Annotated in this window: 14 protein-coding genes and 2 tRNA genes; 10 read left to right on the top strand and 6 right to left on the bottom strand. The window is 64.8% G+C overall.

Features of this window, described 5'->3' with window-relative positions; all coding sequences use genetic code 11:
• Positions 1-2 precede the first annotated feature (2 nt).
• The 7 genes from A5704_RS05935 to A5704_RS05905 all read left to right on the top strand — a co-directional run bounded on the left by A5704_RS05935 (position 3) and on the right by A5704_RS05905 (position 5,784).
• Positions 3-1,376 carry a TldD/PmbA family protein gene (locus A5704_RS05935; RefSeq protein WP_067887850.1) on the top strand — a complete coding sequence of 458 codons (1,374 nt, stop codon included), beginning with the start codon at positions 3-5 and terminating at the stop codon, positions 1,374-1,376.
• A 40-nt stretch (positions 1,377-1,416) separates the two neighbouring features.
• Entirely contained in the window at positions 1,417-2,283 is an 867-nt protein-coding gene (locus tag A5704_RS05930) for a carboxymuconolactone decarboxylase family protein (RefSeq protein WP_067887848.1), read from the top strand.
• A gap of 397 nt (positions 2,284-2,680) precedes the next feature.
• Complete coding sequence (locus A5704_RS05925) at positions 2,681-3,103, top strand: hypothetical protein (RefSeq protein WP_231968841.1); 423 nt, start codon at positions 2,681-2,683, stop codon at positions 3,101-3,103.
• 277 nt (positions 3,104-3,380) lie between these two features.
• Positions 3,381-3,800, top strand: a complete 420-nt coding sequence (locus A5704_RS05920) for a hypothetical protein (protein WP_067748511.1) — start codon at positions 3,381-3,383, stop codon at positions 3,798-3,800.
• Between the two features lie 103 nt (positions 3,801-3,903).
• Positions 3,904-3,977: transfer RNA gene (locus A5704_RS05915), tRNA-Ile, on the top strand.
• A 103-nt stretch (positions 3,978-4,080) separates the two neighbouring features.
• A complete protein-coding gene (locus A5704_RS05910) occupies positions 4,081-4,578 on the top strand; it encodes a hypothetical protein (protein ID WP_067887880.1) in 498 nt (165 codons plus the stop codon).
• Positions 4,579-4,671: 93 nt separating this feature from the next.
• Positions 4,672-5,784, top strand: coding sequence for a hypothetical protein (locus tag A5704_RS05905; protein WP_156736938.1), 1,113 nt, complete (start codon positions 4,672-4,674; stop codon positions 5,782-5,784).
• Here A5704_RS05905 and A5704_RS05900 read toward each other — a convergent pair.
• Positions 5,751-9,122 carry an adenylate/guanylate cyclase domain-containing protein gene (locus tag A5704_RS05900; protein WP_231968838.1) on the bottom strand — a complete coding sequence of 1,124 codons (3,372 nt, stop codon included), beginning with the start codon at positions 9,120-9,122 and terminating at the stop codon, positions 5,751-5,753. The two genes, A5704_RS05905 and A5704_RS05900, sit on opposite strands and share 34 nt — an antisense overlap.
• Before the next feature lie 34 nt (positions 9,123-9,156).
• Here A5704_RS05900 and A5704_RS05895 point away from each other — a divergent pair, with 34 nt between their 5' ends.
• Together A5704_RS05895 and A5704_RS05890 are read left to right on the top strand one after the other, a co-directional pair.
• Complete coding sequence (locus tag A5704_RS05895) at positions 9,157-10,386, top strand: nucleotide disphospho-sugar-binding domain-containing protein (protein ID WP_067887840.1); 1,230 nt, start codon at positions 9,157-9,159, stop codon at positions 10,384-10,386.
• Between the two features lie 179 nt (positions 10,387-10,565).
• A complete protein-coding gene (locus tag A5704_RS05890; protein WP_067887838.1) occupies positions 10,566-10,952 on the top strand; it encodes a YchJ family protein in 387 nt (128 codons plus the stop codon).
• Positions 10,953-11,005: 53 nt separating this feature from the next.
• Here A5704_RS05890 and A5704_RS05885 read toward each other — a convergent pair.
• Positions 11,006-11,076, bottom strand: a tRNA-Cys gene (locus tag A5704_RS05885).
• Between the two features lie 111 nt (positions 11,077-11,187).
• On the opposite strand from A5704_RS05885, the gene A5704_RS05880 reads away from it, so the two are divergent.
• Complete coding sequence (locus A5704_RS05880) at positions 11,188-12,084, top strand: TPM domain-containing protein (RefSeq protein ID WP_067887836.1); 897 nt, start codon at positions 11,188-11,190, stop codon at positions 12,082-12,084.
• A 21-nt stretch (positions 12,085-12,105) separates the two neighbouring features.
• On the opposite strand, the gene A5704_RS29065 is transcribed toward A5704_RS05880, so the two are convergent.
• From A5704_RS29065 to A5704_RS05860, 4 genes are all read right to left on the bottom strand, one after another.
• A complete protein-coding gene (locus A5704_RS29065; protein WP_231968837.1) occupies positions 12,106-12,399 on the bottom strand; it encodes a hypothetical protein in 294 nt (97 codons plus the stop codon).
• Positions 12,400-12,462: 63 nt separating this feature from the next.
• Positions 12,463-12,825, bottom strand: a complete 363-nt coding sequence (locus tag A5704_RS05870; RefSeq protein ID WP_369807379.1) for a hemophore-related protein — start codon at positions 12,823-12,825, stop codon at positions 12,463-12,465.
• Positions 12,826-13,005: 180 nt separating this feature from the next.
• Positions 13,006-13,713, bottom strand: a complete 708-nt coding sequence (locus A5704_RS05865; protein WP_067887832.1) for a Type 1 glutamine amidotransferase-like domain-containing protein — start codon at positions 13,711-13,713, stop codon at positions 13,006-13,008.
• Entirely contained in the window at positions 13,706-21,958 is an 8,253-nt protein-coding gene (locus A5704_RS05860; protein ID WP_231968835.1) for a tetratricopeptide repeat protein, read from the bottom strand. The genes A5704_RS05865 and A5704_RS05860 overlap by 8 nt, the downstream gene beginning before the upstream one ends.
• Positions 21,959-21,991: the final 33 nt, after the last annotated feature.

Raw genomic sequence — 21,991 nt, 5'->3', positions numbered from 1 at the left:
CGATGATCAGCGCGCAGCATGTCGTCAACCTCGTCCTCGAGGAGGCCGCCAAGCTCGGCGGCGCGAGCGAGACCATGGTGCTCGTCACCGACAAGGTGGAGGCGACGTTGCGATGGGCCGGCAACTCGATGACCACCAACGGGGTTGCTGTCAACCGCAGCATCACGGTGATCTCGATTGTCCGCCAAGGATCCGGCGCGCGCATCGGCACGATGGTGTCGGCCGAGGTCGATCCCCGGGTGATCCCCGAGCTGGTGGCGGCGTCGCAGGAGGCGGCCCGCTCGGCGCCCGAAGCCGGCGATGCCGCGCCGCTGCTGGCCGACACAGGGGTGCCCGCCGATTGGAACGCGCCGGTGCCCGGCACCGGGCCCCTGGTGTTCGCCGATGTCGCCGACTCGTTGAGTCGCGGATTCGAAGGCGCCGACCGGCTGTACGGCTTTGCGCACCACAGCGTTTCGACGACGTTCCTCGCGTCGTCGACGGGGGTGCGCCGACGCTACACCCAGCCCGCCGGGGCGGTGGAGATCAACGGCAAACGCGGCGAGGCAAGCGCCTGGGCGGGTATCGGCACGCCCGACTTCGTCGACGTGCCAATGGATTCGCTGCTCGAGGAGCTGTCGATGCGCCTCGGTTGGGCCGAGCGCACCGTGGAGCTGCCCGCGGGCCGGTACGAGACGATCATGCCGCCGTCCACGGTCGCCGACATGATGCTTTACCTGGCGTGGTCGATGGCCGGCCGCGGTGCGCGAGAGGGCCGCACCGCCTTTTCGGCGCCCGGCGGCGGGACGCGGGTGGGGGAGCGGCTCACCGAGTTACCGCTGACGCTGTTCTCCGATCCGATGGCGCCGGGGCTGGCGTGCACACCGTTCGTCGCGGTGAGCAGCTCGTCGGAGACGATGTCGGTGTTCGACAACGGCATGGAGATCGGCCAGGTGGATTGGATCCGCGACGGCGTGGTCAACGCGCTGGCCTACCCACGCGCGACGGCCGCCAAATTCGACGCCGAGGTCGCGGTCGCCGCCGACAACCTGGTGATGACGGGCGGGTCGGCCGAGTTGGCCGACATGATCGCGGCCACCGAACGCGGACTGCTGCTGACCACGCTGTGGTACATCCGCGAGGTCGACCCCACCACGCTCTTGCTCACCGGGCTGACCCGCGACGGTGTCTACCTGATCGAGGACGGCGAGGTGACCGCGGCGGTCAACAACTTCCGCTTCAACGAGAGTCCCCTGGACCTGCTGCGGCGGGCCACCGAGGCCGGGACGAGTGAGAAGACCCTGCCCCGGGAGTGGGCGGACTGGGCCACCCGAGCGGCCATGCCGTCGCTGCGGATCCCGGACTTCCATATGTCGTCGGTGAGCCAGGCCCAGTAGGCGATTGCCGCTCGGCCGGCGGCGTTCTAGCGTGTGACGAATGGCGGCTCCGGTTTCGGTCCAAACAGATCAGTTGGCGCGGTTGGTGGCCCTGTTTCCGGGCTCCCCGCCGGAGGCGCGCATCGCGGCGCTGATTCGGCGGGTCTGTGCCCAGACGTTGTCACTGCCGCCGCTGCCGGCGCCCGTCGAGTCCGGCGCGCCCGAATCGCAGACCGAGGTCGTCGTCGCCGAGTTCGCCGAGCAGTTCAGCGCAGACGTCTCCGCGATCACCGGCGAGCAGCGGTCCCGGCTGGTGAAGCAGTTGGGCGACGGCGCCTTTGGCGTGGTGGTCTCGATGTATATCGCCGACTTCGTCCCGCGGGTGCGGGCGGGGCTGGAGGCTCTCGGCGTCGGCTCGGAGTACTTGGGCTGGGTGAACGGCAGCGTCGCGTGGGATCACACCACGAATCCGGCGAATCTGGTGTTCAACGAGTTCTTGCCCGCGGTGGCCCGGATGCGCGCGCTCGACCCGGTCACCTCCGAGATGGTCCGGCTGCGCGGGGCGGCTCAGCACAACTGCCGGTTGTGCAAGTCGCTGCGTGAGGGCACGGCGCTGGACGCCGGCGGTTCGGAGACGCTCTACGACGAGATCGGTCGCTTCGAAGCCTCGCGGTTGCTCGACGACCGCGTCAAAGCAGCGCTGCGCTACACCGATGCGTTAATTTGGACCCCTGCGCACCTCGCCGTCGACGATGCCGCCGAGGTGCGCTCCCGGTTCTCGGATGCCGAGGCCGTCGAGCTCACCTTTGACATCATGCGGAATGCAAGCAATAAGGTCGCCGTCGCTTTGGGCGCCGATGCGCCCCGCGTCGAGCAGGGTACCGAGCGTTATCTGCTCGGGACCGACGGGCAGACTGTATTCAGCTGACTCCCGCCTGGGCTGCCACGGTCGATCGCCGCCCAGCCGCCAGCTGCGTAATCGCAGCTCAAAGAGCTTTTGGCTTGCGCATGCCGCCTCGGCTGGCGTCGATCGGACGACGGACGCAGGCCCGGTGCGAAGTAGCGAATGTTAACCATCCGTACACGGCCGCGCAAACAAAAGTTCTCCACTCGGGCCGCTGCTACTGGCTAAATTTATGTCCCGACACCAAAACTCATATGTGAACTCATATGTGCTGGTGATCTCAGATGGCAGCGCCGCCTGAGTTGATGACTATCGACCGCGTGACTGCAAGCCGTGGCCCGTTATCTCGGTTAGCAGTCACCACACGAAGGCTTGGTTGCGTCGGAGGGCGAGATCGCTCCCACGCAGAGGGAGGTCCGGAATGACAACCACCCGTTCGCGGTCGCGCATGCGAGCGTCATCGGTCTGGGCTGCCGGCGTCACGCTGGGGGCCTCGATGCTTGGCGGCGCTGTGCTGTCGGCACCGCAAGCGTCGGCGTCCTGCAATCTGAGTCCGAAGGACGACCAGTACATCCAGTTGCTCGCTCAGAACAAGATGGTGCACAACGCCGATTTCAGTGACTGCACCGAGGCCGCCGAAGGGCGGTGGTTCGCCGACCAGGTGCGCAACCACCCCAATCCCTTTGGGGAGGCGCAAGAGTTGGTCAACATGATCACGAACACGACCTCGATGAACCAAGCGCAGGCCGAGTGGGAGGTCGAGTCGGCCATCTACGTTTATGCACCCGACATGATCCCCAAGATCAAGGATCAGGCCGCGCACGCGGACTGGCCCAAAGAGTAGCGACTCGGGCTTCACCAGCTAACTCAATTTAGATCACCGATACCGCCCGTATCGGTGAGTTACGCACTGCATGTGATTGCCGATCGGCGGTAGTCATCGATCGCACGAGCGTTCTCCGCCGCGCAAAACCTTCAGCTCACCGAGGTTTTGGCTAACTGCTGTTCATTGATTGTTCGACGAACGCGTCGTTTGCCGCGTTTGGCGACGGTGGTACCCGACGTTTAGCGCGAAAGGACAGATAGCAAATTCCATGAGGAGGGGGTCTGACGAAGTGAGGATGACACGATCGCGCGAGCAGGTGTTGGCGGCGGGGGCCGCCGGGGTCGCGCTGGGAGCAGCGATGTTCGGTGGTGCTGTGCTAGGAGCGCCGCACGCGTCGGCGTCGTGCAACATGTCCCCGGCCGACGACCAGTACATCAAGCTGCTGGCGCAGAACAAGATGGTGCACAACGCCGACTTCAACGATTGCAGCGAGGCGGCAGAGGGACGGTGGTTCGCCAGCCAGGTACGCGCCAACCCCAATCAGTTCGGGGAGGCCCAGGAGCTGGTCAACATGATCACCAGGACGACGCCGATGAGCCAGAAGCAGGCCGAGTGGGAGGTCGAGTCCGCCATCTACGTCTACGCGCCGGACTTGATCCCGAGGCTCAAGGATCAGGCCGCGCGGCAAGCGCCCGGCCAGCCGGCGCCGATGTGATGCCCCGTCGAGCCCGCCGCCTTTTTCGAGGGCGGCGGGCTTCGAGCATGCCCGGCGGACGACGACCCCGCGTTGGGCTACCGTTTCCTACGGAACATCGCTAGGGGCGGTAGCTCAGTTGGTTAGAGCCGCGGACTCATAATCCGTTGGTCGCGGGTTCGAGCCCCGCCCGCCCTACTTCAGAGGTGTGATCGCGGACAGACCCCTGGCGAATGCGCGCTATCGTCTGCGAGTGACCATATCGACTCCGGTAAGCGCAGCGGTCGTGACATTGCTCGCGATGACGGCTTGCGCAACGGCGCCGGTCGGCGCCGCCGACCCGACACCCCAGCAGTCGCCGTTCCCGACAGGGAAGGCCGGCACCACCATCCATGTCACGGAATACAGCGCCGCGACCGCCGACGTCACGCTCAACAACGCGACCTGGGTCTCGTCCGGCTGCACCCTTAGCGGAGGCGGCTGTACCGTCATCGAGCTCACCATCGTCGGCAAGTCCGACACACCGTTCAGCTACGGCGAGACCTACGTGACCGCCGCGTCTTCGCCGTGGAGGCAAGACCCTTACCGGGACGCCGAGGGCGGCTCATCCGCTGTTGACTACCAGAAGATCAACAAGACGCCGCCCCTGCGCTCGGGCAGTGTCGCCAACGGCCAGACCGCCCACGGATACATCGCCTACGACGGCAATGTCAAGCAGGGCGACGTCTACATCGAGTTCAATGACCCCAACGCTCCGGCGGCGCCCACCCCATTAGCGGGTTGGAAACTGCACACCTAGCGCCGCAGTGCCGGTGATCGCTCTCGGAGATAGACTTTGGCGTCGGAGTTCCAGGCGGCCCCGTTCATGCTTGGTTCACAGCGACCGCCGATCGTGAAAGTCGGTGGTGCGGTGATCGAGTCGGGTAGCGACCGCGCGCTGGAGGTCATGCGTTCCGACGAGGAGGCGGCCAGGGGTTATCGGGAGTGGCTGGCTGCAGCCGAGCGGGCCGGTCAAAGAGTGCTGCGGCAGCCGGACGGTACCTATGTGTTGTGGCGGCGCGACGACGTCCTCGCGGCCATACGCGACGGCGAGGTATTCGCCAGCCGCCAGGGCGAGCTGATGCCCGGCAATCCGCCGTTCGGTCCGTACCGGAAGATCATGGTCGAGCAGTTGTTCACGCCCGGCAATTCGCGCGACATGCTCAGGCCCGTGCGGGTGATCGTGGAACGATGCGTCGACGCCGTCGCGGCGCAGCTGGACCGCTGCGACGGTGCGGGTGTCGCCGAGGTCGTCTGGCGCGCGGCATTCGTCACGGTCTGCGGGCTGCCGACCGACCTCGCCCCGGACGCGGTCAACGCGGAGCTGGTGGCCAAGATCCGCCGAGCGCCGCAGGGCGGCCCCGATGTGCTCAGCCTCCTGGCCACCGAACCGCTTTCCGACGATGAAGTGCTGGGGCTGATGGCCTCGGTGGGCCGCGGCCTCATCTTCGCGTCGTTCGCTATCCGGGCCGGACTGGCGGTACTGGCGCGCCAGCCGATGCTGCAGCAGGAACTACGCGAACATCCGGACCGGCAACGCCGGTTCATCGAGGAGCTGCTGCGGTTGGACGGCGGGGCGAAGACCGTTTCCCGCATCACGAGCCGCAGCGTGACAGTCGGCGAAACGACGATCCCGGCCGGGTCTCGCGTCGAGTTGTATGTCGGATTCGTTCACCGCGACGAGGCTGACGAGATGTCCGGCCAGGACATCAAACTCGATGGCCCGCAGAGAAATTGGAGCTTTGGGGGAGGCCCGCACCGGTGCCCGGCGTCGCATCTCGCCCGGGACCTGCTGAGCGTTTTCTTCGAAGTATGGCTCGCCAAGATCCCGTTTTTCGGGTTCGACTGGGACAGCGGCGATGTGCCCAAGGCGTGGTATCCCAAGCCCTACAGCCCGTCGCCGAGTGAGGTTTTCGACGGTTGGTTCCCGGTTCACGTGCCGCTCAGGTGGCGACCGGAACGGTGACTTGGGCCGAGAGCGAGGCCCTGTGCAATGTCACCCTTGAAGCCCAGGGTGTGCGCCAGCGCCACGTACTGATCTGCATACGCCCGATAGCCCTGCGCGTCGTCCTGTGCTCGCGCCAGTAGAGCACGCATCTTCAGCAGGCGCGGTTGGTAGACCACAAACCCAGCTTCGACAGGAACTTCCGCCAAGGCCTCGATGGCGTTGTAAGCCTCGATCAGGTCCTCGTCGTTGCCCCCCCGAAGGAGAGATTCGACGAGAACGCTGGTGGCCGCACCGAGATATATCGCCGGTCCAGTTTGGCGCAGCTCGGTGATTACCCGACGCGAGAGCGCAATCGCGCCGTCGAGGTCCATTGTCCGGGCTTTGTCCGCCGCAAAGTGGAGGTCGATGATCGGTATGGTCCCCAGGATGAATCGCTCAGCCAACGCAGCAGATCGTGCTTCCGCGAGCAGCTTGAGGCCGGCCGGCCGATCAGCGCTGTCGTTGGCCACAAGGGCGATGCCACGTGCCAGTTGCGCTGCATGCACCGCGAAATCTTCACTGCATCGTTGAGCGGTTCGCAGCGCCTCCGCGGTGTCTTTCAGTGCTACTGCGTCGGCCGATAACGCCCCGGTGGGGATACCCAACATGTACTTGAACATGACTATCGAGACGTACGTGGTCGGATCAACGCGGGCGAATGCCATAGCGTCGTCGAAGTCAGTCTCCCAATTCGGTTGTCCCAGAGCGCATCGCGCCGATGCCCGCATCGCCGTAGCGAACGCGAGAGGTGAGCCGGTCAAGAGATTGCCCTTGATGGGATCGCCGTCGGCCAGATCGATCACGCGCTGTGCCAGCTGCAGCGCGTCGGACATTTTGCAGGCCTCGTAATTGGCATAAATCGCGGGATAGAGCAATCCAACGGTCAGCTCCGGGCTGCCGATCGCATCTATCAGTCCGACGTACTCGGATATGAGGGGCAACGACTCTCGATTGCGAGCATGGGTCGCATGCTGCATCAGTAGGCCGGCCATACCCAAGGCCAGCGGCACCTGGGTATCGGAGGTTGCGCACAGGTCGCGCAGCTCCTGGAAGTCGGCAGGGGCGACGTTACCGCCGGCCCTCCAGGCGCTGCCACACAGCAGGGCGCGAGGCGCCACGCGCATCACAGTTCGGTGGGGTTCGTCGGTGGGCATCAGGTCTGCCAACTTTTGCGCCTGTTGCCAACTCATACGCGCGGCATTGATGTCGCGATTCGTGAACCACGTTCCGGCACGCATATGCCAGCCGAAAGCTTCACGGAGGTCCCCCGCAGCCTCGAGGTGGGCCGCGATCAACGCCGCATTCTCATCCAGCGCCATGGCGTTGCGTTGCTCGATAGCCGCGGCCAGGCGTCGATGAAGTTCTGCGCGAGGCAGTTTGAGCTGCGATTGGTAGGCCACCGCCTGGACGAGCGGGTGGCGGAACGCATACTCTGCTCGGGGCGTGAACCTTACCTGGTCGATGAGCTCCGCGTGGACGAGTTCGGCCAGTGCTGCTTGGGAGTGGCCGTCAGTTTCGCCCTGCACGATGGCCAGAAGTTCGGCGCTGAATCGAGATCCGATGACTGTTGCGGCGTTGAGTACTTGCTTTGCCGAGCTGGTCAATCGATCGATGCGCGATCCGATCGTCGCCTGCAGAGTGGGAGGCACGCTGACGTCGCCCACGTCCTGCTGCCGTTGATACGCGCCACGTTCGCCGACGATGACGCGTCGCTCGGCGTATTCGCGCACGATCTCTTGGACGTAGAAGGGATTTCCGGCCGATCGCTCGATGATGCGTTTCGCCAGCTCGCCGACAGACGGATCGGAGCCTATGAGCTCGGCTGTCATTGTTGATGCCGCGCAGTCGTCTAGGGGGTGGAGAGTGAATCCCCGGAAACCCGGTGCGCGCGTCAGGGGACCGTCGTACTCCGGGCGGTAGGTGACGACGCCCATCGACCCTGCCTCGGGGATTACTGTCAAGAAGTCCGCGAGCATGGCCTCGCTGGTCTCGTCAATCCAATGGGCGTCCTCGATGATGTAGAGAGCTGGGGTGCTCCGGGCCAGCGCAGCGGTTTTGAACAGTGCGGCTAGTCGTCGCCGCCGGGCGTCCGCTGAGACGTTGGGAACTGGCGCCTCCGGATCTCGGATGCCGAGCAGATCGTCGACCAGTACGAGATCTTCGGGGTCCGCTCCGGCGAGTTGAGTTCGCAGCGCCGATCGGGCGGTTACGGGGTCGCGTTCGTCTATTCCGAATCGGTCGCGGGCGAGGCGGCCGACTACCGTGAAGGCGATCGCGCTGGCATGTGACTCGCAGAAGGTGGAAAACACCCGCACACCATTGGTTTGGGCGATTTTCACTAACTCGCGAGAGATCCGGCTTTTGCCGATTCCTGCTGGCCCCGAAATACCGACGATGCAGCCGCGTCCGTCGACAGTCTCACGTATGGCCGCTGTGAGGGCTTCGATTTCGTGATCTCGGCCGACAAGTGTGGATTCAATACGGGCTGCCAGCGGTTTCCTCTGAGCCATCGCTCGCAGGCGCCGTGCAGGGACGGGTTCCGATGCCCCCTTGATGGTCACCATCTGCGGATCGTCGAGCACCGTCACGTGTTCGACAAGGCGCGAGGTGACTTCGCTGAGCATGACGCCGCCCGGGGGAGCGGCCGCCTCCATCCGCTGGGCCATCCCCACCTGCACTCCAATCGCCGTGTAACTCGAAGGGCTGGAACCGATTTGGCCTACGACAACGTCACCGGAGTTCAGTCCGATCCGAAGCGAAAGCGTGACACCATCGCGGTGCTGCACTTCGTTGGCTAAGGTTGCCACTTCCGTCTGTATTTCTAGAGCTGCGATACAGGCGCGGATTGCGTGGTCTTCCAACGCGATCGGGGCGCCAAAGAGCGCCATGATGCCGTCGCCGGTGAACTTGTCGACCGTGCCGCCGTAACGTTGAATGACTGCTCCGCATCGGTTGAAGAGTTCGCCCATGACGTCGTGCAGTCGTTCGGTATCCACGATGGCGGCCAGGTCCATCGAGCGAACCACATCGGCGAAGAGGACCGTAACCTGTTTGTGCTCGGCCGGTGTGGCAGCGACCTCGATCGGGGACCCGCAGGCATCGCAAAAGCGGGCACCGGCGCGAGGCTCGGTGCCGCACCCCCGGCATGCTGACCCCGTCATCTGATCATTTCCGCACTTCTCGAGGTGGCCGCCGTTCAAGCGTAACGGCCAGACGGGCGCCAGACGGTCTATAGAAGCGTTGGGATTGCGGCCCCATGGCCGAATAACCGCAACCACGGTCGTGGATTTGCTGGTGTCGATAAAATAGTCGTTCATGCCTGGTGGGACCGAACACCGGAATCCGTGACCGATGGTCACCATCCTGGCGTACACGTCGCCAGCTCACGGAAACCTCTTTCCGGTTGTCGCCCTGCTGATTGAACTTCAGCGGCGCGGTCATCGCATCGTGTTGAGGACCCTCGCTGCTGGCGTACCCACCGGCCTCGAGCTCGGATTCGAGACGTCCGCGATCGATCCAAGGATCGAAGCAGCGGTTATGACCGACTGGATGGCTCCGAACACGCGAACCGCATTGAAGGTGGCCTTCGGAGTCTTCGGCCAGCGCGCGGCCTATGAGATCGAGGACCTGCGCAGTGCCATCGCGACCGCAAATCCCGACCTACTGGTGGTGGATGCGAACTGTTGGGGAGCCGCTGCGGTGGCGGATGCCGGTTCCGTGCCGTGGGTGTCCTTTTGGCCGTTCACACCATTCCTGCGATCGCGTGGCACGCCGCCTTTTGGCCCGGGTTTGCGGCCGTGGCCCGGCCTGCTCGGTCGGCTGCGGGATGGGGCGCTCCGTCCCCTGGTGACCGCGCCATTCGAGCGCGCGCTGCTTGGGCCGCTGAGAGGGGTTCGTGAGGCCGCAGGCGCGGTGCCGGTTCGCAGTGTCGACGAACTGCTCAGGCGCACACCATTGATGCTCGTCGCCACCGGCGAGCCGTTCGAATATGCGCACCCGGATTGGGGCGACTCGATCGAGCTGATCGGGCCGTGTGAGTTCGACCCGCCTGTTGCGCCGCCCCGTTGGCTCCAGGACATCGACCGCCCCATCGTGTTGGTCACGACCTCGTCTGATCGCCAGGGTGATATCCGATTGCCGGTTGTCGCGATGGCAGCGCTGGCCGCCGAGCCGGTCCATGTCGTCGCCACATACCCGGCGGGAGTGCCCGACGGCATCGCGGTGCCGGCCAACGCCACGGTGCGCGAGTTCGTGCCGCATCGAATGGTGCTGAGTCGCGCCGTTGCCGCGATCACCCACGGCGGGATGGGCAGCACGCAGAAGGCCCTCGCGCTTGGCGTCCCCGTATGCGCCGTGCCCTATGGCCGCGACCAGTTCGAGGTCGCTCGGCGGGTCGAGGTGTCCCACAGTGGAACGCGGCTACCTGCGAGGAAGCTCACCCCGGCGAGGTTGAAATCCAAGGTATTGCAGGCGATGTCAATGACCAGCGGCGCGCGGCGCGTCGCCGATGGATTCAAAGCAGCGGGTGGCGTCGTGCGCGGCGCGGACGTCATGGAGCGGCGCTTACTAGGGATTCGGTAATGATCTTGGCCTGCTCTGGCGGCTCACGCACGGTGCGTTTTTGCAAGGTTGACGACGACTTGAGCCCAGTATGGCCGCAGAGAGTGCGGGCCGGCCATGTCTGGCTTTTCGGGCCCAAGACCTTCCGACAGCGCGACCTGCGTGCGAGTCGGCGCTAATCGGTTTGTCAGGCTTTTCACATGAACGAACGGTGTCCCTGCGGCAGTGGCAAAGGCTATCGCGCGTGTTGCGGGCCGCTCCACGATGGCGAGCTACCGGCCCGAACGGCCGAGGAGTTGATGCGATCGCGGTATTCGGCGTTCGCCCGTGGTGACGCCGACTACCTGTTTCGCACGTGGCACCCGCGCACGCGCCCGTCGGACGTGACCGTCGACCCGGCCATCACCTGGACCGGCCTGAAAGTGACCGACACGGCCGCGGGCGGCCCGGAAGACAATCGTGGGGAGGTGGAATTCACGGCCCGGTTCGAGTCCGCGGGCCGCGCCGGCAGCCTGCACGAGCGCAGTCGCTTCGAGCGCCGCGCCGGGCGATGGTTCTACCTCGACGCCGTGGCGGAAGAGGCATAGCCGCCGGCGCGCCGGGCAACAGCGCCGCCTCGCGGACTGACCAGGCAATGTTGAGCGAGTGACGGGACTCGAACCCGTGTGTACGGCTTTGCAGGCCGCTGCCTAGCCACTCAGCCACACCCGCACGACCGCCACCATGCCAGCGCAAGCGGCCGTTGCCCAGCCATTTCCTCGCTCCGATTATTTCGACGGATAGCAGTGTCCGCCGCAGCATGAGTGACGATAAGTTACCCATATGCGCGGCGTTCGCCTGATTAGTGCGGTCCTGACCGTCCTCACGGTGGGGTTCTTGCCGGCGGCCCCCGCCGGTGCGCAGCCGCCGTCCAAGCTCACCGATCACATCACCGACAGCGCCGGAGTTCTGACGGATCCCGGTCGGGCGGCGGTGAGCTCGGCGATCGACCGGCTCTACCGCGATCGGCACATTCAGCTGTGGGTGGTCTACGTCGACAATTTCTCCCGGTTCAAACCCGAGAACTGGGCCGACCGAACCCGCAACGCCAGCGGGCTGGGTGGCAACGACGTGCTGCTGTCGGTGGCCACGAACACCAAGCTCTACGCCTTCTCGGTGCCGCCGCAAGTGCCGGGCCTCACGGATGCCGAGCTGGACACACTGCGCAGCAAGCGAATTGACCCTGCGGTGAACGCGAAAGATTGGACCGGCGCCGCGGTCGCCGCGGCCGACGGGTTGGACAAATCGGCGAGCACGTCGAAGCCGATCTGGCAGCTGATCGCGATCAGCCTCATCGTCGTTGTGGTTCTGGTCATTGTGATTCTCGCGTTCTACCGGGTGCGCCACCGCCGCGCCGCCCGTCGCGAGAGTCAGTCCGGCATCGAGGGGCGCGGCGACTCATCGAGGGACGCGCTGTCGACCGCGGACGCCCGGCTGCGTCAGGTCACCGACTACGTCACCCGGCATGGCGCCAGCATCGGCGCCGAGGCGCAGTCTCGAACCCAAGAGGCCAGGCGGTATTTGGCGGCGGCGTACGCCAAGGAAGCAACCAATGCCGCCGAGGCGATCGCCTACGCGAACCGGGCATCAACGCTGGCCGCCCAGGCGCAAACGCTGGCGAACGCCGACGTATTGGCGGCACACCGTCGTCGGGGTGGTGGCACCGCAGCTAGACGATGACGGGTGGCATCACCGACCGCCTCAGAAGCACCCGCTCACATGGACTCGCCGTCCGCCCCCGACGCAGACATTCACCGGCGGTGGGGGCGGAAAATCTTGCGGCAGTGGCGCATAGGCGTCCGGGGGTGGCACATTGGCGTTGACGGTGTCGGCAATGTTCGTGCATCCGCTCACTGAAACACGTCGGCCGACGCTTGCGCACACGTCCGCGTTGGCCACCCCGGACGGCCGCACCACGGCGTACGTCTCAGGGATTGCGGCGAGGGCCAATACCGCTATCCCCCCTGCGGTCCACGACCGTGCCCTGACATTCATCGGCATCTCCTCGTTCTGACCGGCGGCGTAGGGGCCGCAACACGATTACGTGCCTGGCCCGACTCAGGGAGTCGCGCCGCCCTGCCCGAGTAGCGGGGTCCACTGGCAACGCTGCCTGATATCGGCCAGCGGCTGACGGATGTTCTCAAGATCGGCCTGCTCCTGGGGGTTGGCGTTGAAGTACTGCTGCACCTCGTCGCGGATCTGGTCCTTGGGCCGATCCTGCAGGTCGGTGTAGAAGCCGTTCAAGTCCGGATGCGTGAACAGGTAGGTAGAGAGCGACGCGGCCACGCCAGCCGCGACGCCGGCGACGTCCGCCGCCGTGCAGTTGGCGGGTCGAGGCGCCGGATCAGCCGCGGCGGTCCCCGCGCCAGCGCATACCAGCGTGCCGCTGATCGCGCCTGCTCCGATCAGCCCGACCAGCAACCGGCGCGCTCCGTTCAAAGTGAGTCGAGGTGCAGTTGGCATGGTGTTAACTCTGGACCCGGATCGAGGTCGCTCACTCGGGCCGAAAGTCACTATTAGCGCGGCCAACCGTCACCCAGGGGCCGGAGACGGCGGACTGGCGGCCGGGGGCTGCAGACACCGCTTGGCGTCCGGGGCAATTCAGCTGGATGCGTCGGCGGGCAGCAGCGAGCGAGTGATCCGACCGCTCTGGAAACGAATTTGATGTGCGGGACGGCGCAGTGCCTCAACCGCGGTGTCTGGGTGAACGATGACTCCGCCACCGGACGGAATCCCGAGCCCGGTGGCGGCTCCGTTCAGAGATTCGATCGTCCGCGACAGCCGAGCCCATTCGGTTCGCTCGTCGTGTGCGTCGACGACCATGGGAACGAGGTCGAACACGCCGAACAGCTCAGGTGCGGAAGATTGCGGCGTCTCGACGATTCCGTAGCGTCCCAGCTGGACCGCACCGGCCGAAACGCCCACCAGGAGCGCGCCGTGGGTATACCGGTCCAGAATCGCCCCTTTCATGCCGGTCTTCTCGAAGGTGTCCCAGCCCAGGCGCACGTCCCCGCCGGCGAGGATGATCAACTGGGCGCTCGCCAGGAAGTTGCGATCGTCGGGGCCGAAGGACGAATCGATCATGCGGCGAGTGGTGATTCCAATCGCATCCATGGCCGCCTCGAAGATCTCGTAGTACTCCGGACGATCTCCGTTGGAGGCACCGAGATAGGCGGCGCTCAGGGGGTTGGCTCGGGCCAATCCGTCGACGGCCGCATCGAGGAGTAGCCGGTCCCGCTGTTTCCAAAAGAGCAGCTGACTGTCCGCCAGGAGATAGAGCGGTTGTTGTCGGGGCGCCGTGTCACCCACCGTCGGGCCTGATCGCGGTGACCTCGTCGAACCGCGCGAGGGCCGCGTCGAGGTCCGTCTCGTCGAAGATTTCGCAGCGGTCGATAAGGTCACCGTCGACCGTCTGGACTTCTATGCCCCGCCACTCGGCGTCGAACCCATCCTGTGAAACACCCTGAGCCACATGGGAGCAGACCATGCCGAGGTCAGTCAATCGATGGACGGCTTCGATGCGGAAGGTGAGGTCGGTTGTCAGTTGCCACAGCGAACGCAGGGATGCGTTCAGGCCGCCTTCCTCAAATATCCCCGGGCGTCGGTGATCGACATTCACCCAATCCGGCGTCGTCGGAAACAGCTCGCGCCGGTTCATCGCGGCGTAGGAGCCTGCGATGACCGACCAAGTGTGCGCGTGCGGGGCCGCTTCACCGGCGAGGTAGCGGGCATCTAGTTCTTCGAAGGCGGCGTCGATGTCGTCGGGATCAAAGAAGACGTGGGCCGAAATGCGCAGGCCCGCGTCGAGCTCCGCGACTCCAAGCATTTCGATGACGAACTCTCCATGTTCGAGGTCGGAGTTGAAAGATCGAACGAGAATGAGGGCGAGCCGCTCCCCGCGAGTCGCAATGACCGTCAGCGTCACGTGTGCCAAGCCCTGGGCGAGGGCTTGCATGTTCGCGATGACGACGTCCCGACCGTCCCATAAGCCGACATTCACCACTCGGCGGCGGTCGTCGACAACGCTTTCGCCAGAGAGGATTTCGGCCACAGCTGCCCAGTCGCGAGCCGCCGAATGCACGAAGAGCCACTCTTCTGCCCGGCTTGCCGCATTCTCTAGGCTCGGTCTTGGCCGGCTCAGCTCGTCAAAGCGCGCGAGGGCGGCGTCAACGTCCACATCATCGAACATCTCGCAGCGATCGACCCTGTCTCCCCGGAAAGTGAAAAAGACGACCTCTCGCCACTCCGCGTCGAAGCCGTCCTGGGAGGTGCCATACCCGGTATGAGTAATGACGGCTCCAGTGTTTGTCAGCCGGTGCACCGTCTCGATGCGCATCTTGAGATCGGGTGCGACATCCCAGGTGGCTTGGACATACGGGACGATGTTGCCCGGCTCGAACGTTATGCCGCGCCGATGGTCGATGTTGACGAAATCCGGCGTGGTCGGCGGCATCTCGTGCCGGTTGAGCCCCGCGTACGTCTGCGCCATGAGCGACCACGTGTGCCCTTCATCCGCCGCCTCGCCTGCGAGGTAGCGGGCATCGAGTTCTTCGAATGCGGCGTCTAATTCGTCGAGATCGAACAGGATGCGTGTCGCAATCCGGTTTTCGGCATCCAGCTCGACAATGCAGAGCAGCTCGACGTTGAAGTCTTCGGGCCCTTCGTCCAGCGAGAATCGCGTACGTCTGAGGAGAAGTCTTTCGCCGCGGGTCGCGATGATGGTCGATGTGACGTGGGTGACCCCGATCTCGGAAAGGCTTCGCATGTTTGCGACGTCAGAATCTCGGCCTCGCCGAATGCCGGCGTTCACGGTCCGCCGGCGGTCGTCATTGGCCACGTCATCAGCCAGCATCGCCCCCAGGGCTTTCCAGTCACCTGCCGCGATGTACCCCCAGAACTGTTGATCGGCACGGGTTGCCGCGTTTTCCAATCGCCGCGGCTGCTGGTGCAGTTCGTCGAAGCGTGCGATGGCGGCGTCGAGTTCCGTCTCGTCGAAGACTTCGTATCGGCTGAGCAGATCACCTTCGAAGGTGAAGATGGTGATCGTTTGCCACTCGGCGTCGAAGCCTTGTTGTGAAGTCCCCTTCACCACTTGCGTGGCGACGGCTCCGAGTTCGGTCAGCCGATGCACACTCTCGACGTAGACGTGTACCTGCGGAAGAAGATCCAGATTGGCGCGAACAGTTGCGGCCAGATCGGCGCCCTCGATCGTCACGCCCCGGCGATGGTCGATGTATACGACATCCGGCGTCATCGCGGGAAGTTCGTGCCGGTTGAACTGGGTGTGGCCCTGGGCGACCAGCGACCACACGTGCGCGTGGGTGGCCGCTTCGCCGGCGATGTACCGGGCTTCGAGCTCGGCAACGGCGCCGTCGAAGTCGTCGGCATCGAAGATGGAGTGAACAATCATCCGGTTGTCCCCGTCGATCTCCACGACGCCGACCATATCCGCACTGATCTCCCCGGGCTCACATCCCAGGGCGGAGGACCAAATACGAGTGAGGGCAAGGCGTTGCCCGCGAACCGCGAGGACCGTCGAGACAATGCGCTCGAATCCGACCTCAGCCACTGCTCGCAAGTTTGCGATATTGATATCTCGCCCGCGTAGTACACCGGAGTTGACCACCCGACGGTTGTCGTGCGACACAGCATTTTCGGCGAGTACCTCGGTCATCGCGGTCCAGTCTCGCGTCGTGAGGCAGTCCCAAAACCGTTCGCTCACCTGGCTTGCCGCATTGACCGGGCGGTGCGACCGCGACTGCAGCTCATCGAATCGGGTAAGTGCGGCGCCGAGGTCCGCTTCGTCGAACACCTCGCAATGTTTGAGCATGTCGCCATCAACGATCAAAAAGAGGATCTCTCGCCACTCGGCGTCGAAGCCGTCCGGCGAGGTCCCGTTCGCAGCGTGGGTGACGACGGCGCCTTGCCGATTCAACCGATGCACCGCGGCAATTCGGATGGTCAGATCAGGCGTCTGATCCAACGCGCTACGGAGGAATTCGACCAGCTGGCCGGGCGCCCACGCCGCACCTCGCCGATGATCGACATCTGCGAAGTCGGTTGTCATCATTGGTAGTTGACGCCGGTTGATCGCTGCGTACGCCTCCACGATGGCAGACCATGTGCGCTCGCAGGCGGCCGCTTCGCCGGCGAGGTAGCGCGCATCGAGCTCAGAGAAGGCCGAATCGACGTCATCGGGATCGAATACGACGGTCGCGGCGCATCGATTGTCGTCGTCGATCTCGACGACACCGAGTGCCGCAGCTTGAAATGGTGCGGGTACTGCGTCTTGGCTCGCGAACGTGAAACGGAAGAGCACGAGGTTCTTTCCGCGAGTCGCAACGACGGCCGCGCGCACATCACTCATCCAGACCTCTGCGGTGGCCCGCCAATTCTCCATCTCGATATCACGACCGCGTCGGATTCCGGCATTGATGACGGAGCGGCGGTCGTCTGAGAAGAAGTCAGCCGCGATTAGTTCCGCCATGGCCTCCCAGTTGTGGCTGGCAAAATGTGTCAGGAACTGCTGGACGACCCGGCTTGCCGCATTCTCTGCCGAAGGTGGCGGCTGGCTGAGCTGATCGAACTGCTCGATCGCGGCGTCCAAGTCCGTCTCGTCGAAGAGCTCGCACCGCGTGAGTTGGTCGCCATCGACTACGAGTAGTTGAATCATGCGCCATTCGACATCCAAGCCGTCAGGTGAAAATCCTTGCGAGTCAATGGTGACGACCGCTCCGGCTTTGTTGAGCTGGTGCACTGTTTCGATCGTGACGCGGAAGTCCGGGGTGAGATCGAAGAAGTTTTGCAGAGCAGGGTTCAGCTCGCCGGACGCGAACGGCGTGCCCCTCCGGTGGTCGACGATGAGCCAGTCCACGGGGGTGAGTTCATGACGGTTGAACATCGCGTAGATGTTCGTGATCACCGACCACGTGTGCGCGTGAGCTCTCGCCTCGCCGGCGGAATACCGGGCCTCAAGCTCTGCAAAGGCCGAGTCGATGTCTTCCGGGTCGAAGGAGACGAGCGCGACGATCCGACCGTCCGTGCTTATTTCGATGATGGAGAATCCCTGCAGCTGGAACTCCGCGGTCGTCTGTCCTTGTCCCACGAAGAGGAAACGAAGGAGCGCAAGGTGTTCTCCACGGGTAGCGACGACGGACCGCCTCACGTTAGTGGCCAGGATGTCGGCAGTGCCACGCCAATTCGCTATCTCGGCGTCTCGGCCATGTCGATTCCCTAAGTTCACGACCCTACGGCGATCTTCTGAGGTCATGTCTTCCACGAGCAGCTGCGCCATTGCATCCCAGTTGGTGGCCGCATAATGCGCCAGGAAGTGCTCGGCCACCCGGCTCGCCGCATTCTCCAGCCGCTGCGTTGGACTGGTGAGTTCCTCAAACCTCGCAATCGCGGCGTCGAGGTCCGCCTCGTCGAAGACTTCGGAGCGGCTGACGAGGTCACCGTTGACCGTCACCAGGCTGATTCCTCGCCATTCAGCGTCGAAACCCTCGCGGGAGGTTCCATGCGCGACATGGGTGTAAACCGCTCCCGCGTCGCTCAGCCGATGCACCGCCTCGGGATAGGTTCGAATTCTTTGGTCGAGATCCCATCCCGCGCGGACGTATTCAATCAGCTCACCGGGGGCGTGAGCTGTCCCTCGGCGATGATCGACGCTCGCGAAATCGGCTGTGGTGGCGGGCAGTTCGTGTCGGTTGAGCGCGGCACAGCCCTTTATGATGACCGACCAGGTGCGCGCATGGGCGGCCGCTTCGCCTGCAATGTAACGGGAATCGAGCTCTGCCAAAGCAGCGTGAATGTCGTCGGTATCGAAGAAGACGACTGAGGTGATCAACCCGTTGGAATTGAGTTCGAGCACGCCGACCACTTCGGTGAGAAATGCGTCGAGGCCGTCATCGCGATCGGCGAAGCGCAGGCGCATGAGGGTAAGTCGCGTGCCGCGAGTCGCCACCAGGGTTGCCGTCACGCTCGCGGGCCAGAGACCGGCGACTGTCCTCATGTCGGCGATCTGAGCGTCTCGACCATGTTGGGGGCCCGCGCCTACTACACGACGGCGATCGTCGTATACGAGGTTGTCGTCCAGCATCGTCTCCATCGCGTCCCAGTCGCCGGCGGCGAAGAACGCCAGGTACCGCCGACCGGCTTGGGTGGCGGCGTTTTCCAACTGGCGCGCCGGCTGGCTGAGCTGATCGAAGCGGGCAAGCGCGGCGTCGAGCTCTGCCTCGTCGAAAAGCTCGGTGCGGCTGATCCGGTCGCCGTCAAAGGTCACAACGTCAACGACCTGCCACTCCGCATCGAAACCCTCTGGCGAGGTCCCGATGGCCACGTGCGTTAACACCGCGCCGAGATCGCTCAGCCGGTGCACAGCCGCCATGTAGATCCTGGACTGTGGCGAGAGTTCCCAACTGGCAAGGAGGTACGCGGCTAAATCACTCGGACCGATGGGGGCGAGTCGTCGGTGGTCGATGCTCACCCAGTCGGGCGTCACGGCAGGGATTTCCCGCCGGTTCAACGCCGCGAAGGCTTCGGTAATCAGGGACCAGGCGTGCGTGTGGGCGGCCGCGTCACCGGCGAGGTAGCGCGCGTCGAGCTCCGCCATGGCGGCGGCGTAGTCCTCGAGATCGAAGACGACCCGTGCCGACACCTTCCCGTCGGCGTTGAGCTCGAAAACGTCGTACACATCGGTGTGAAACGCCTCCGGCCCCGTGTCCCGACCCCACGTTTGACTACGGCAGAGCGCCAAGCGGTCGCCTCGGGTGGCGATGACGTCAGACGTCATGGTTTTGACGCCGATTTCGACCGTTGCCGCCATCTCTTCGAGAGTGGCCTGACGGCCTTCTCGGGTACCGGAATTCACCGTCCGACGACGGTCGTCATTGGAAATGTCCTCGGCCAGAAGGCCCGACATCGTGTCCCAATCGCGCGCCGCAAAAAGCGTTTCCAAGCGTTTGTGCGTTTGGCTTGCCGCGTTCTCGAGCTGCACTGTCGGCTGGCCCAGCTGGTCGAACCGCGCGAGCGCGAATTCCAGGTCTTCCTCGTCGAATAACTCGCAGCGGTTGATCGCGTCGCCTTCGACGGTCAGAAGGAAGAGTTCCCGCCACTCGGCTTCGAAGCCCTCCTGTGACGTTCCGTGCGTCACGTGGGTGAGTATGGCTCCGAGCTCGGTAAGTCGATGGACGGCCTCGATGTGGGTCGCGCCGTCTTGAGCGAGCTCCCACGCGGCGCGGACGTAGGCGATCAGGTCACCGGGTGCGAACGCCGCCCCCCTGCGATGGTCGATGCTGACGAAGTCCGCTGTTGTCGCCGGCATCTCGAATCTGTTGAGCGCGGCGTAGGCCTCCGTGATCACCGTCCAGGTGTGCGCGTGGGCGGCGGCTTCGCCGGCGAGGTAACGCGCGTCGAGTTCGGCGAGGGCGGCATCGACGTCGTCGAGGTCGTGGACAAGTACCGCCCTAATCCGCCCCCCGGAATCGACCCCGATGATGTTGAGGGCATCGTTTTGAATCGTCTCGGGGTCGCTGCCCGACGCGCGCATCCGCAAGAGCGCGAGCGACGTGCCGCGGGTCGCGAGGACCTGAACCATCTTCAATGTGAAGCCGACATCGACCAACGCCCGCACGTCTTCGATCCCGGCACTGCGTCCAAGCCGGAGACCGGCATTCACCACACGCCGGCGGTCGTTGTAGAACAAATCGTCGGCCACTATCGCGGTGATTGCGTCCCAGTCGCGAGCCGCCAGCAGATGCATCAGGCGCTCATAGGTTTGGCTCGCCGCGTTTTCCGGCCGTGGTGCGGACCGAGTGAGCTTCTGGAACATGTCGACCGCCGCGTCGAGGTCCGTCTCTTCGAAAACCTCTACTCGACTGATCATTTCGCCGTCGACCAGCATCAGGTCGACGCCGCGCCATTCCGCCGTGAAGCCCTCGCGTGATGTTCCATGTCCTGCCCACGTGAAAACGGCGCCGAGGTCGTTGACGCGATGCTCTGTTTCGACATAGATGTCGAGCTGTTGGTCGAGATCCCAGCCCGCACGGATGTACTCCAAACCCTCACCGGGCGCAAACGTCGCCACCCGACGGTGGTCGATAGTCACCGCGTCCGATGTTGCGGCCGGCAGTTCGCGCCGATTATGGGCAGTGAGAGCCCCGGTCACCACCGACCATGTGCGGGCGTACGCGGCCCCTTCGCCGCCAATGAAGCGTGCGTCGAGTTCGGCGACTGCGGACTCGATGTCTTCGAGGTCGAACGTGGCGACGTTCGCGATCCGGTCATCGGCATCGATCTCGACGACGTTGAGGGCGTCGTCTTCAACGGCCCCGGGATCGCGGCCGGAGGCCCGAGTGCGGGCGAGCACCAGACGCTTCCCGCGGATCGCCACGGCGCTCACCATCGAGATCGTGAAGCCGACTTCGGCGGCCGCCTGCAGATCTCGCACGACTGCACTTCGACTGTATTGAGTCTCGGCACTCACGACCCGCCGGTGATCGATGCCGACGTAGTCGTCGGCGACGGTGTCCGCCAGTGCATCCCAGTCGCGGGTCGCGAAGTGCGACCAAACATGCTCGAACACCAGGGCCGCCGTGTTCTCCAAACGCCGCGTGGGGGGCCGCTCCGCTTGGAACCGGGCTTCGAGCTCGGCCATTGCGGTATCGATGTCGTCGATGTCGAACCAGACGTGCAGCCCGATTCGTCCGTCATCGTCGAGGCCGAACAATTGCAGCGAGTCGTCGCGCGGCGCACCGGGACTGGTGTCCGCCATGTGCACTTCCAATCGCGTGAGCGCCAGCCGCTCACCGCGCACGGCGATAGTTGCGTGACCGTGCCATACACCGCCCAGCGCGCGCGTGCTCCTGACGACATCGTTGACCCATTGGGAAGGCGTGACCACTGTGCGGGGGAATCCGACGACCTTGCGCCGACTCTCGAGGACGATCTCGGGCGCGAGTCGTCGCTCAGTTTCCTCCCAGGCTTCCCGGTCGATTGCGGCGTCCATTTCGCGCACCGAGCGGACGCATTCGTTGTCAAGTTCGACGGACGGTGGCGCTTCTTGCGGCGCTTGGGGAACCGCGACGACACGATCGCCGACCAGGCCGCGCGCCCGGTCGGCAAGCGCGGCAGCGCCCTTGCGTTCGTACAATTCGACTGCCCGCTGTGCGGCGGCACGCGCACCCGCGACGTCGCCGGCCGCACCCAAGGCGGTTGCCAGCGCAAGGCATGCGTCGCCGTGATCGACCAAAGCGTCGGTGCGCTCGGCCAGCGCGACGGCCTCCTGGGCCAGCCGCCGCGCCTCGTCGTGGTCACCGCCGCGCGACAGCAGCCGTGCTCGAAGCGTGCGCCAGGCGATCGACGCCTTCAACGCGTGACCGGCCAGACGCTCGCTCTCCGCACACAACTCGTTCGCCTCGGCATCCCGGTCGAGCGCCAGGCACGTGCGGCCCAGCAACGCCGCGGTCTCGGCGGTGTCGGCATCGAGACCCATGCGACGAAAACCGTTGTAGGCCTTGCGCAGGTACGCCTCGGCCGCGGCCGGCTCCTCGACCACCAGTTCGACGATTCCGGCGAATTGCTCGACCTC

The organism is Mycobacterium sp. E735 (assembly GCF_001666955.1).
GTDB lineage: Bacteria > Actinomycetota > Actinomycetes > Mycobacteriales > Mycobacteriaceae > Mycobacterium.
The sequence above is the reverse complement of the archived record's forward strand: the minus strand, read 5'-3'. Positions and strand labels throughout refer to the sequence as shown.